Below are 11193 nucleotides of genomic sequence, written 5' to 3'. Positions count from 1 at the left end.
TGAGGGGAAGTTGCAAAACCTTACACTTTCAGGAGTTTCACCTTCGTATCATAGAATGACACGCTGCCGCCCACGGGATCGAGCATACAGGTATTCTTGAGGTGAGGATCGATCCACATGGCCGCATTCGCGTGGACACCCGTAGCCCTCCTCGGGTCTCCCTTAACGACGCTCCCGTCTATCGTCACATCTGACGCGCCTGTGGCCCAATGGCCGTGCCCGAGCGTGAACGTGATAACGCCGGGCATGATCGTCTCGGTCACTTTTACCTTGCCGACCATGGGTTTCTTTGTCCCGTTCTTGAGATCGTACACGCCTTCTTTGTTGGTTGCGGATACGACCTTCACCCGGTCACCGTCTTTCAGCAGAAGTTTTTTGGCATCGATCGAGTTGATGATGATCTCGTTCTCCGGCTTGATCGCAAGCAGCCAGTAATCAACCACCGTGCGCGATTTCGTATGGAGGATGTCCCGTTGCGTGATCAGGTGGAGCGGATACCCTTCCTCCAGCCCGGCTTCTTTCGGCGAGACCCCGGTGGTTGTGGAGACCGGCACATAGCCGGCATAGCCTGGGTTGGATTTTCCGGTAAAAGCGTTCTTCGTGCCCGCGGTCTTCTCCTGATACAAGTTGATGGCCTTCTTGTACTGATTGGCGACATGGTCGCCCTTGTACATGTCCTTGTACTCCTGGAACCTGCCGCCGCGGTTCAGAACATATATGACCTTGCGCCAGTTTACACCGGCGATCTTTTCCCACCGCTCCGGATCAAAGACCGTCCTCGGCAGGTGTTTTCGCGATTCAAGGAACAGTTTCGCCTCAGCGTCATCGGCATCCAGGACCGGGCTGCCGTCGGTTGCCACATTCGCCACCATGCGGATGTAGTAGTCGTCCGGCCTCATGAAATCCTGTCCCGGTCCGAAACCGTCCTTGCCATATCCCGGCATCCCGAGCTTTTCAGCCAGGGCGAGCTGGACCGCTTCATACGAACAGGGCATCTCCTCCCCAAATACCTTGACGGTTTCCGGTATGGGCGCTATTACCGGCTGCCGGACCGGCTGGACCTTTGCCGGCATGTTCGGGTGCGAGCCTTGCATCTCCCAGCGTTCAAGATAGGACAGGTCCGGGAAGATGTAGTCCGCGTACATGGATGTCGAACCGATCAGGATGTCCGACGCGAAATAGAGCGGAATCTTATTCACATCGGCGAGTATCTCGATATTCGTATGACCGGCGGGAAGCGAGTAGGTCGGAGCGCCCATGTAACTGAAAACCGCCTTGATGGGATAAGGATACGCATCTCCCATGGATGGCACGATCTCTTCGTAAATGTCGCTCGAGAGGGGCCACCAATTTCGCTTGGCCGGATACCCGGCGAAAACCGTGCTGTCCTCGTACTTGATGTCGTGCCGAATGATGCTGATGCCGAACTTCCCGTTTTTGCCCGGTTTGGCTTTGTCCAGGTTAAACGGCTGACCGTCCTTGGTCCCCGTTGTATTATAGGTCGAGGCCACGATCATGCCGCCCTTCCAGTCAAAGTTGCCGAGCAGCAGATTGAGCGTCATGGCCGAGGTCACGTTGTAGAACCCGTTCGTATGCTGGGCTATGCCACGGTGCACATCAACCACGGACTTCTTGCCATGGCTCGTGAGCTCCTTTGCCGTGTCCTCGATGTCCTTGACACTGATGCCGCAGATCTTTGACCACTCGTCCATGGATTTCGAATTCGCAGCATCGGCAATCACCTGGAGCCCGCTTTTCACTTTAATGCCGCTTACCATGGTATCCACCAGAAGATCGCCGGTCACCGCGGTCTTCTCATCGTTTGGGTCCACTGCCACAGGCTTGCCGTCCTTCATGACCACGAGGTACTCGAAGTCATGCTCCTTGCCGTCCTTGTCGGTCCGTTTCTCGGGCTGGCCGAGATTGATCTCATGGGCCCTCAGGAACTTGCCCGGCTTGCCGTCCTTGTCGAGTTTTACCAAAAGCGCCGCGTTCGTCCAGGTCGGTTCTTTTGCTTCTTTTGCCGCAGCCTTGTTCGCAGAGGCAAGATATTTTGGGTCGAATTTTCTGTTCTTGATGATCCACTGGATAAGCCCGGCAAAGAACGCCGCATCAGTGCCCGGCTTGATCGGGAGGTACTTGTTGGCCTTGGAGGCGGCCTTGTTAAACCTGGGATCAACCACGGTCATCCGCGTCTTGCCTTCGACGAGACGCGGGATCAGCCGCGCGTTCCGGTTCGATGGTCCATAGTTCGCGTCAAAGAGGTTGGACCCTACACACAGGATATACTCGGTGTTCTCGAAATCTCCCTGCCAGTAGAATTTCTGACCTCCCGCAAATTTATTGTACTCGTACTGTTCGCTCATGGCCTTGCAGGTGAAGTAGAGCGAGCCCTGGCACACGGTGGTATGGCCGTGGGTGTTCACCGTGCCGAAGTAGTCGCCGAAAAACCTGCCCGAAAAGTCGCTCCTGCCGCCTTTCTTGCGGCCCCACATATACACCATCTGATTGTTCTTTGGCCCGAAGTCCGGGTGCTCGGGATCAATGAGGTACTGGAGGTTCGCCGCGTGCTTTACCTTGAACTCCTCCACCGCCTTCTTCTTGTCCTTGGCCTTCTGCAGGGCCTTCACATCGTCGCCCAAAGCCATCGCTATCGCGGGATCTTTCAGAACGTAAATATCCTTGAGACCGGTCACCACTCGCGCTTCCTCACCAGGTATGTTCGCAAAAAGTTTTCCCCCGTTCACGATCTCATCCACAGCCTGGTCAAAGGGAACGCTCGTCCACTTGCCTGCCCCTCGCTTGCCCGCCCGCTTCAGCACTTTCGTGATGCGGTAGGGATCATACATCGTCTGGATCCCCGACTGCCCCTTGGGACAGATGGCCATATCGATGAACTGGGCGGTCGCCGGCTCCGTGGCGTAGGGCAGGTGGGGGACCGACGTGAAAGGATTATAAGGGCTGCCGTCGATCTTGAGCGCAACAGCTGTTCCGTTCTTCCGGAAGAGTTTTACTTTGATGCCGCAGCCTGTGTTGCACTGCAGGCAGACCGTATACAGGATGTTCTCCGCCTTGGCCAGCTCGTACTCTTCTTCCGGCGTAAGCGTTCCCGCCTCGGCCCTGCGCATGAGGTCCGAGGCCCACTCCATCTGTGAGAGGAGGAGCGCGCCGCCGAGCACCGCCGAACACTTCACGAAATCCCGCCGCGTAATTCCTTTTTTCATTTCCTTTTCTTCAACTTTCATTCTCCTCACCCCCTATGGCAGTATGTAATAGACTCTCGGCTTGGTCTTGGATGAATCGGCGAACACGGGAATGCTGCCCGGATAGCCGATCGCGTCGGCGATCGAGCCGGGGCTCTTGCTCTTGAGAGCCGCATTGGTCAGCTTCACTTCACCGGGAGTTTTCACCGCAGTCAGTACGCTGACCTTGTTGCTCTTGATCATCTTGTAAATCAGGCTGTCCTTGTCCGTGGCATCGCCAAAGAAGTTGGCCCGGCAAATACACGTGCTGACGCACATGGGCACCATTCCGTTCTTCAAGCGGTGGTAGCAAAAATGGCACTTCCGGACAGTCCTGATGGGGATATGGAGCTTCTGGCGCGGCCATTTTCTGCCGTACTCCCAGGTGGGGGCTTTTTCATATTCCTGAACAACCGGGGTTCCTTCCGTATAAAAATATCCCTCGTCAAGTGTCCGCGATTTGTAGGGGCAGGCAATAACGCACCGGCCGCAGCCGATGCACTTCTCGTAGTTGATCATCACGATGCCGTTCTTCCCCTTCCAGGTGGCTTTGTTCTCACCCTTGTTTGGGCAGGCCTCGACGCAGGGAGGCTCATCGCACTGGAGGCACGGCCGTGGCGTAAACCTGCGCTTTACGTTCGGGAATTTACCGGTTTCCTCCTCGTACACAGGCCGGTACATAACTCCCGGTGGGCTCTTCTGCTCGGCCACGCAACCCGCGGTGCATGCCTTGCAGGAAGTACAGCGCCGAAGGTCGATCAGCATGGCCCACTTCGCATTGGGGTTCGCCATTGCCCGTCTGATATCATCCTGAATGACGGTTATTTCATCTCTGCCTTCGAACATTTATTTTACCTCCTTGATGTGGCATACATAGCAGTTCGACTTCAGATCAAAGGCCTGCTTGCCGTTGTGGCAGGTTCCACAGGACTGGGCCTGTCGCTTGTGCGACATTTGCAGGCTCTTGTGCTTTTCCTTGGACTCAAAAATGGATGGATGGCATTCTGTGCAGTTGAATCCCATCGTTTCAACATGGGTGTCGTGGTGGAATGTTACCTTGCCAATGTGCTTGACCTCATACGTAATATCGCCACCGCCGATCCGCGCAGAGGCCACGGGAACGGTGATCAGGAGCAGGAGAAGCAGCAGGATGGTCATTTTCATATGAATTCCCCCTTCTATGCGTTTTGAATCGCGTATTCGCCGAATTATTTCTTATGACAAATATAGCAGTTGCCGCCCACATCGAACGCGTTCTTGCCATTGTGGCAGACCCCGCAGGCCTTTTTTGCCCTCATCTCCACCATCGAGCGCCTTTTGCCTTCTTTCTGTTTTTCCATCGGGAAAACCGCCGGATGGCAATCCTCGCATTTGAGCCCAAAGTCGGTCACGTGACTGTCGTGGCTGAACGTCACGTCACCAACATGTTTCACCTTGTACACGATACTGCCTCCGCCGACCGCTACCGCCGCCCAGCCAGCTGATGCGGCAACCAGCACCACGATCAAACCAAACCCAACGATCCTTTTCATTCTTTCACCTCCTGAATGAGCAAATTTACCCATATTAATGTCGCAATGAGAATCATGCCTGCAAATTCTCTTTCCATCCCGTGATCACCTTCTTGAATTCCCCGATTGCCTCGCCGATGCCCTTGCTTCCATGCTTGCTCAATATCGGCAAAGGCACAACATGGCAAACAAAAATTCATCTGGACCGCATCAGGATAGTGTCAAGTATATCATAATTGTTTTTTTGTGATATTTTTATTTATGCAAGTTTGCAGATATTAGTATACAGATTCGACTCAGTCAATCTCTAACTATTACAATACATAATATGCTTATTGCGCCTTTATGCTCTCGGTCAAAGGTATCAGTATTCCTGCTTTGGACACCTTTGCTTCTTTGCGCACTCAAGCGGGCCTTGCAATAATATCGATACTGATTGATGGTACGGGACGCTTCGTGGTGAATAATTCTCAAGGCGAGAGTGCCTGTCAGGTGAAACTGTTTATTATGGTAAAAAAAGAAATCGCTTTACCTTTTGCAACCAACACTGAATAATCCTTCATTGCCAGATCATGTATGAACAGAAAATTTCAAGCCGATTTTCAGCGCTTCGGCCGGTCCATCAGGTTGTTGATCCCGTCGGTCATGAATACCTTCCCCTGCTCGTCCACAATGATCGCCTCGGCCCCGAACTTCCGCACGATCTTCATGCCCTCCCCAGGGCCGAGAATGAACGGGATCTTGGTGAGTGGGTCGATGAACGCCCCCTTATCCCCGACAAGGGTCACGGAAATAACGCCCCTTGACGGCTTCCCGGTCCGGGGGTCGATGATATGATGATAGCGCTTTTTTTCTGTGATGACGAACCGTTCATAATCACCGGACGTGGAAACATATTTGTCGCTGAGCTCCAGAACGGTCAGGGTCTTGTCTTGCTCCCGCGGATGCTGCACGCCGATCCTCCAGGGTGAACCGTCCTCCCGGTGGCCCAATACCCAGATATCGCCGGCCACCGCAATAACGGCGTTCTCGATGCCCCGTTCCCTGAAGAGATCAGCGACCCGGTCCGCCATATATCCCTTCATGCCCCCGAAGTCCATGATCATGCCGGTTTTTTTAAGAAAGATCGTTGAAGCCTTTCTGTCAACGACGATATTCCGGTAGTTCACGAGGGGACGGATCCTGGAGATCTCGTCATCCGCAGGGATCTTGCCCTCCTTGAGCCGCATCTGCCACAGGACGACCAGGGGGCCGATGGTGACATCAAATACGCCGTCTGAGATTTTTGATATCTCCGCTGCATGTTCAACGACCTCGATCATCTCCGGTGATACGTGTACGGGACCCTTCCCGGCAGCAAGGTTCACCTTCGTGATCTCGCTCGCGTCCTTGTAGAGCGACATCATGGCATCAAGCCGTCGCAGCTCCGCCATTCCCGCGTCAATGGCGGCCTCGGCCTCTTCACGTGATCGTGCTATGACGGTGATCGTGACGTCCGTGCCCATGATCGTCTCGGTCTTCTGGAGGGTCCTGGCCCGGGTACACCCGGTGAAAAGCGTAACCGCCAACAGCACAAGAAAAATCGAACGCTTCATATAATTTCCGTTCTCCTTGACCGAGGGATCGTGAAACATGAGGGACTCCGGCTCTTCGAAGGGAGTGATGGTGACTGGCTATGCCTTGCCCAGCTTTTTCTTGACAATCAGGTTCCTCGCCGTGGAGCGTACCGCCTCGGGAATATTGCGGCTCATTTCGAGAATGCCGAGTTCCCGCATCGACATCCGCGGGATAAACCCGAGCGAGATGCCGACCGGGGTCTTGGGGTTGTTCACGAGAGCTGAGATAACCGCAGGTTTTCTCGTCCATTCGGCGTTGGTCCCGATCTTGCGGATAACATCCTCGCTCAGGTTCGTTGACTTGGCAAAGAACTCGACCTCGCCGATGGTGAGTTTCGGATTTGACAGCACCCCCATCGCGATTATCTTGCTCGACTCCCGGATCAGCAAACCGCGCGCTTCCTTGGCGCCGGACATGGCCAGTTTTATCTTCTGCGACATGTTCATTCGCTGAATCACCTGCATGACATTCAGCTTTTTCTTTTCCTTTACCGGTTCCGTCTTTTCTTCCGTTGCGGCGTCCCCGAACACCACCTCCATGACGCGGGTGCCCGCAATGAAACTTCTGATCTCATCCGAGGAGGTCAGGGCAATGAAGGCGAGCGTGGTCTCGTCAAGGTTCGGGCAGAGGACAAGATCGTGCATCACCTCCTGATCATCGCAATACGCCTGGGCAATGCGGTCAAGGATATGGGCGGGTGTGCGAACATCGAGGAGTATGGCTCGAATGGAAATCGGTGAACAGTATTCAATATCCAGGGGAAGCTGCCGTTTGAACCTTTTTGCGATTATGATTTTCCATCGGGTGTTTTCGTCCATCAATTGCCTCTGTCAACGTAAGATTCAAATTCCCGTCCAGGCGGAAAGAAAATTTCCGCGCTTCCGACCTCGTTTAACTCCTTCAGTGCCGTCCACTCCTGTTCCGGCTCCCGTGAAAACAGTACAAGCGTATCCCGCAGTCCGTTAAACGACCTTATACCCGGCATCGACTATGGCAAAGGAAAGCTTTTCCGGCTTGATCGTGGCATCGTCATAGGTCACCACAGCCTCGCCTTTCTGCAGATCTACCCGCGCGTCCTGCACTCCGGGAAGCGCCTTGAGCGCCTTTGCCACCCGCATCACGCAGTGATTGCAGGTCATGCCCTGTATCTTGAGTGTTGAAATTGCCATGCGTTCCTCCTTCGGTAATAAAATTACTCTTGGTGCGTAAGATATTCTACACGAATCCGGCGGTCCGGAAAAGTTATTTTTGCGCGTCTGGCATTCTTGATGATGTCGTAAAATAAATTTTTACCCGGAGACGCAAAGACCACGCAGAAAATCCCATTCATAACGAAGGGCTTTTTCTCTTTGTGACTTCGTGGCTTCGTGCGAGACAAGACGTTATACGATTTTATCATCTTTTATTTCAGTCCGAATTTTTCCATCCGGTAGATGAGCGTCGGCCGGGTGATCCTGAGATATTCAGCGGCACGGGTCTGATTCCCTTTGTGTTTATCAAGCGCTTTGATGATAAGGCTTTTTTCCAGGTCCTCAAGCGATATGCCCCCTTCCGGTAAATTGAGAACAATTTCCTCCACACCCGGTTTTTCCTTCTTCAGTTTCTCCGGCAGCTCATCCCGCGTTATGAACGCTCCCCTCTTGAGCACCGATGCCCGTTCGATCACGTTCTGAAGCTCGCGCACATTGCCGGGCCAGCCGTACGCCGTGAGCACCGCAAGCGCCCCGGTATCAATGCGGACTTCGGCATCCTTATTGAACTTTTTCAGGAAATAGCTGGCCAGCAAGGGGATGTCTTCCTTCCGCTCGCGCAGCGGCGGGATGAAGAGGGTGATAACGTTCAAGCGATAGTACAGGTCCTCTCGAAAGACGCCCTCCTTCACCGCCCGCTCGATGTCCTTGTTCGTCGCCGCGATCACGCGCACATCCACGGAGACGGACTTCCCGCCGCCTACGCGGTCGATCTCCCGCTCCTGCAGCGCCCGCAGGATCTTGGCCTGCAGATCGATGCGCAGATCGCCGATCTCATCGAGGAACAACGTGCCTCCGTCGGCGAGCTCGAATTTCCCTTCTTTGTCCTTTACTGCTCCGGTGAATGATCCCTTTACGTGGCCGAAAAGCTCGCTCTCGATCAGGGCCTCGGGGATCGCCGCGCAGTTCACGGCAACAAAGGGCCCCTCAGCCCGCCGGCTGTTGAAATGCACGCCTTTGGCCAGCAGTTCCTTGCCCGTGCCGCTCTCTCCCGTGATCAGCACGTTCGCATCACTCACGGCCACGCGCCCTGCAAGGTCCAGGATATCCTTCATCTTCTCGCTGCTGCCGATGATGCTCTCGAAGCGATACCGGTCCGTGACCTCGGCCCGAAGTTCCACGTTCTCCTTCTCGAGCCGCCGCATCCTGATGGCCTTCTGAAGCGTAAGCCGGAGTTCGTCGCGGCTCACCGGCTTGGTAATGTAATCGAAGGCGCCCTGCTTCATGGCCTCGACAGCGCTCTCGATCGTGCCGTATGCCGTGATGACGATCACGGGGAGGTGGGCGTCGCGCTGGCGGACCTTCGCCAAAACCTCCATTCCGCTCATCCCCGGCATGGTGATGTCGGTGATCACCGCATCGAAGGTCTCTTTCTCGAACAACCGCAGCCCGTCCTCGCCGCTTGCCGCGGTCCGGACCGTGTGACCCGCCTCGGTCAGGCTGAACTCCATGACCCTGCGCAGACTGTCGTCATCGTCTATAAGGAGGATTGATGATTTTTTCATAATCAAGACCTCTTTGCCACTAAGACACCAAGGCGCCAAGAATAGCTGAGAATTAGTAACTACTCAGGTCAAAATATTGTCCGCAGATTACGCAGATTTCACAGATTAAATCGAACCTTATTTATTTTTTTTAAAATCTGCGTCCATCTGCGAAATCTGCGGATAAAAAGGTTTTTATCTGTTGTAACACCCTTCTGGGTTCAGAGGTGCTGAGTAGTTACGAGAATTATTGCTTTTCTAATTCTCTCTTCGTGTCTTCGTGCCTTCGTGGCGGAAAGTTTTAAGCGACCGGTATTTTCACCGTGAACGTCGTGCCCTTCCCCGGTTCGCTCGCCACGTGGATCGTCCCGCGGTGGTTCTCGATGATCCGGTAGGTGATCGCAAGGCCAAGGCCGGTGCCGTTCTTCTTGGTCGTAAAAAAGGGGCTGAAGAGCTTTTTCCTGTTCTCTTCACTGATCCCCGCCCCCGTGTCCGCGATCGTTATCTCTACCGCATCTCCCTGAAGCCTGCTCCCGACAATCAGAACACCGCCGCCTTCCATGGACTGGATCGCGTTCAAGACCAGGTTCAGGAACGCCTGCCGGAGCATGCTGACGTCGAGGCCGCGCTTTCCGATCGCTTGATCGAGCGATTTTTCAACGTTCACACCGGCCTTCTTCGCTTCCTGAGCCGTGAGCGTGAGCACGGACTCGATGGCCTCGTTCAGATCAGCCTGCTGAAAATCGGGCTGCTTGGGCCGCGCGAACCCGAGGAACTCCTGCACGATAAGGTTCAACCGGTCTGTTTCCTTCAGCAATATCTGTATGAACTCGTACCGCGCGTCTTCCGGCCGGTAATCGTCCTTCAGGATCTCAACCGCGCCCTTGATGGCGCCCAGCGGGTTCCGGATTTCATGAGCCATCCCGGCGGACAGTTCGCCGAGAGCGGACAACCGGTCGGCGCGCCTCAATTGTTCCTCGGTCTGGAAAAGGATGTCCGTCTGCTCCCGAAGCTTGCGGTGGGACTCATCCAGCCGCAGGAGAGACCCTTCATACCGCATGCGCTGGTTTCGCTCCATCTGGCTCAACACGCCCGTGACGCCGCCGATCAAAAGAAAGAGGAACAGCTCAACATAGTTGTAGATATCGAGAAAGGGGTCATGCCAGTGCAGGAACAGGTGCGGTGAGAACAGGACCGCCGAGGCGAGGGAAACACTTGCCCCGCCCTTCATGCCGTACCAATAGGCTCCAAGGATGATCGGTACGATATACATATGGCCGAGAAGGCTGTGCAGCAAGCCCGCCCGGGCGCCGCCCACAAGGTAGTGAATGAGGGTGATAAAGGCAAGCAATCCGCCGAGCACATATGCCCTGAGACCTTTGATGCGCCTGAGTGGTGATTGGATCATATCATAAATGAAATTCAGCTTTCTGCATTAATTGAGAAGGTTCTCCTGACTCCTGACTCCTGTTACTATCACCTTGCATCGACATTGAACGTCGCCGTTACCACCGGCTTGCCCCCGCGCGCCACGGACACCTCGGCCTTCCACCCGCCCTCCATGGGGATATTTGCCGAGAACGAGAAACCGTCACCCTTCTGAGCGGCCTGCGTTCTATATTCCATGGGAGCCATGCCGGCCATGGGCGGCATGAAGTAGCGCACACCCACCGTGGCATCCGTTATTGTTTTCCCCGCAACATCAGAAACCTTCACGGCCAGGGAATTATCCCCTTTTACGAGCGGATACCGATCAACGGAAAGAGTGACCTTCAGATCACCGGCGCTCTTTTGAGACTCATATCCCCTGGCACACGAGAACACCATCGTTAAAACAAGGACGGCAAACGAAAATGCTATGGCGGCTTTTTTCATGTAAGTTGCCTCCCCGGTGATACGATAAATTAATCTAACTGAATAACCCTTGTTTGTCAAGAAATGACTCGGCTGTTGTGCACGACACATGACCCTGATATGGTTGACAGTTGTCAAGGAAAAAACAGTTTCCCCGCCCCTCCGTACAAAAGGGATGATATCAGTTATTGCTCCAGGGCATAACCAGAGACGGGACCTATCGGCGACGATTGAT

The 11193-nt window shown here is 54.4% G+C and carries 11 protein-coding genes; 1 reads left to right on the top strand and 10 read right to left on the bottom strand.

Translation table 11 applies throughout. The features are described from left to right. Positions 1–20: 20 nt before the first annotated feature. The 4 genes from M0R70_06075 to M0R70_06060 are packed head-to-tail and all read right to left on the bottom strand — an operon-like array spanning position 21 to position 4774. Positions 21–3245, bottom strand: a complete 3225-nt coding sequence (locus M0R70_06075) for a molybdopterin-dependent oxidoreductase (protein MCK9418927.1) — start codon at positions 3243–3245, stop codon at positions 21–23. Between the two features lie 12 nt (positions 3246–3257). Next, positions 3258–4088 (bottom strand): 4Fe-4S dicluster domain-containing protein, encoded by an 831-nt coding sequence (locus M0R70_06070; GenBank protein ID MCK9418926.1) that lies wholly within the window; start codon positions 4086–4088, stop codon positions 3258–3260. After that, positions 4089–4406 carry a hypothetical protein gene (locus M0R70_06065; protein ID MCK9418925.1) on the bottom strand — a complete coding sequence of 106 codons (318 nt, stop codon included), beginning with the start codon at positions 4404–4406 and terminating at the stop codon, positions 4089–4091. A 44-nt stretch (positions 4407–4450) separates the two neighbouring features. Continuing rightward, positions 4451–4774: a cytochrome c3 family protein gene (locus M0R70_06060; protein ID MCK9418924.1), complete on the bottom strand. Its 324-nt coding sequence runs from the start codon at positions 4772–4774 to the stop codon at positions 4451–4453. Positions 4775–5098: 324 nt separating this feature from the next. Between M0R70_06060 and M0R70_06055 the strand changes: the two genes are divergently transcribed. Next, on the top strand, positions 5099–5308 hold the full coding sequence (locus tag M0R70_06055) for a hypothetical protein (protein ID MCK9418923.1): 210 nt from the start codon (positions 5099–5101) through the stop codon (positions 5306–5308). A 47-nt stretch (positions 5309–5355) separates the two neighbouring features. On the opposite strand, the gene M0R70_06050 is transcribed toward M0R70_06055, so the two are convergent. From M0R70_06050 to M0R70_06025, 6 genes are all read right to left on the bottom strand, one after another. Beyond that, positions 5356–6387 carry an FAD:protein FMN transferase gene (locus M0R70_06050; protein MCK9418922.1) on the bottom strand — a complete coding sequence of 344 codons (1032 nt, stop codon included), beginning with the start codon at positions 6385–6387 and terminating at the stop codon, positions 5356–5358. Between the two features lie 39 nt (positions 6388–6426). Beyond that, positions 6427–7188 carry a hypothetical protein gene (locus tag M0R70_06045; protein ID MCK9418921.1) on the bottom strand — a complete coding sequence of 254 codons (762 nt, stop codon included), beginning with the start codon at positions 7186–7188 and terminating at the stop codon, positions 6427–6429. Positions 7189–7332: 144 nt separating this feature from the next. After that, positions 7333–7539: a cation transporter gene (locus tag M0R70_06040; GenBank protein MCK9418920.1), complete on the bottom strand. Its 207-nt coding sequence runs from the start codon at positions 7537–7539 to the stop codon at positions 7333–7335. A 233-nt stretch (positions 7540–7772) separates the two neighbouring features. After that, the gene (locus M0R70_06035) at positions 7773–9125 is read right to left on the bottom strand and encodes a sigma-54 dependent transcriptional regulator (GenBank protein MCK9418919.1); all 1353 of its coding nucleotides are present in this window, start codon (positions 9123–9125) and stop codon (positions 7773–7775) included. A gap of 280 nt (positions 9126–9405) precedes the next feature. After that, positions 9406–10512: an ATP-binding protein gene (locus M0R70_06030; GenBank protein MCK9418918.1), complete on the bottom strand. Its 1107-nt coding sequence runs from the start codon at positions 10510–10512 to the stop codon at positions 9406–9408. A gap of 68 nt (positions 10513–10580) precedes the next feature. Continuing rightward, positions 10581–10979 carry a FixH family protein gene (locus tag M0R70_06025; protein ID MCK9418917.1) on the bottom strand — a complete coding sequence of 133 codons (399 nt, stop codon included), beginning with the start codon at positions 10977–10979 and terminating at the stop codon, positions 10581–10583. Between the last annotated feature and the right edge of the window lie 214 nt (positions 10980–11193).

It is taken from the genome of Nitrospirota bacterium (genome assembly GCA_023229435.1).
Classification (GTDB): Bacteria; Nitrospirota; UBA9217; order UBA9217; family UBA9217; genus JALNZF01.
The sequence above is the reverse complement of the archived record's forward strand: the minus strand, read 5'-3'. Positions and strand labels throughout refer to the sequence as shown.

Bases quoted from the DNA above. Each gene is read 5' to 3' on its own strand.
- M0R70_06040 (MCK9418920.1), bottom strand. From the start codon at position 7,539: ATGGCAATTTCAACACTCAAGATACAGGGCATGACCTGCAATCACTGC.
- M0R70_06030 (MCK9418918.1), bottom strand. From the start codon at position 10,512: ATGATCCAATCACCACTCAGGCGCATCAAAGGTCTCAGGGCATATGTG.
- M0R70_06070 (MCK9418926.1), bottom strand. From the start codon at position 4,088: ATGTTCGAAGGCAGAGATGAAATAACCGTCATTCAGGATGATATCAGA.
- M0R70_06050 (MCK9418922.1), bottom strand. From the start codon at position 6,387: ATGTTTCACGATCCCTCGGTCAAGGAGAACGGAAATTATATGAAGCGT.
- M0R70_06035 (MCK9418919.1), bottom strand. From the start codon at position 9,125: ATGAAAAAATCATCAATCCTCCTTATAGACGATGACGACAGTCTGCGC.
- M0R70_06055 (MCK9418923.1), top strand. From the start codon at position 5,099: ATGCTCTCGGTCAAAGGTATCAGTATTCCTGCTTTGGACACCTTTGCT.
- M0R70_06045 (MCK9418921.1), bottom strand. From the start codon at position 7,188: ATGGACGAAAACACCCGATGGAAAATCATAATCGCAAAAAGGTTCAAA.
- M0R70_06065 (MCK9418925.1), bottom strand. From the start codon at position 4,406: ATGAAAATGACCATCCTGCTGCTTCTCCTGCTCCTGATCACCGTTCCC.
- M0R70_06060 (MCK9418924.1), bottom strand. From the start codon at position 4,774: ATGAAAAGGATCGTTGGGTTTGGTTTGATCGTGGTGCTGGTTGCCGCA.
- M0R70_06075 (MCK9418927.1), bottom strand. From the start codon at position 3,245: ATGAAAGTTGAAGAAAAGGAAATGAAAAAAGGAATTACGCGGCGGGAT.
- M0R70_06025 (MCK9418917.1), bottom strand. From the start codon at position 10,979: ATGAAAAAAGCCGCCATAGCATTTTCGTTTGCCGTCCTTGTTTTAACG.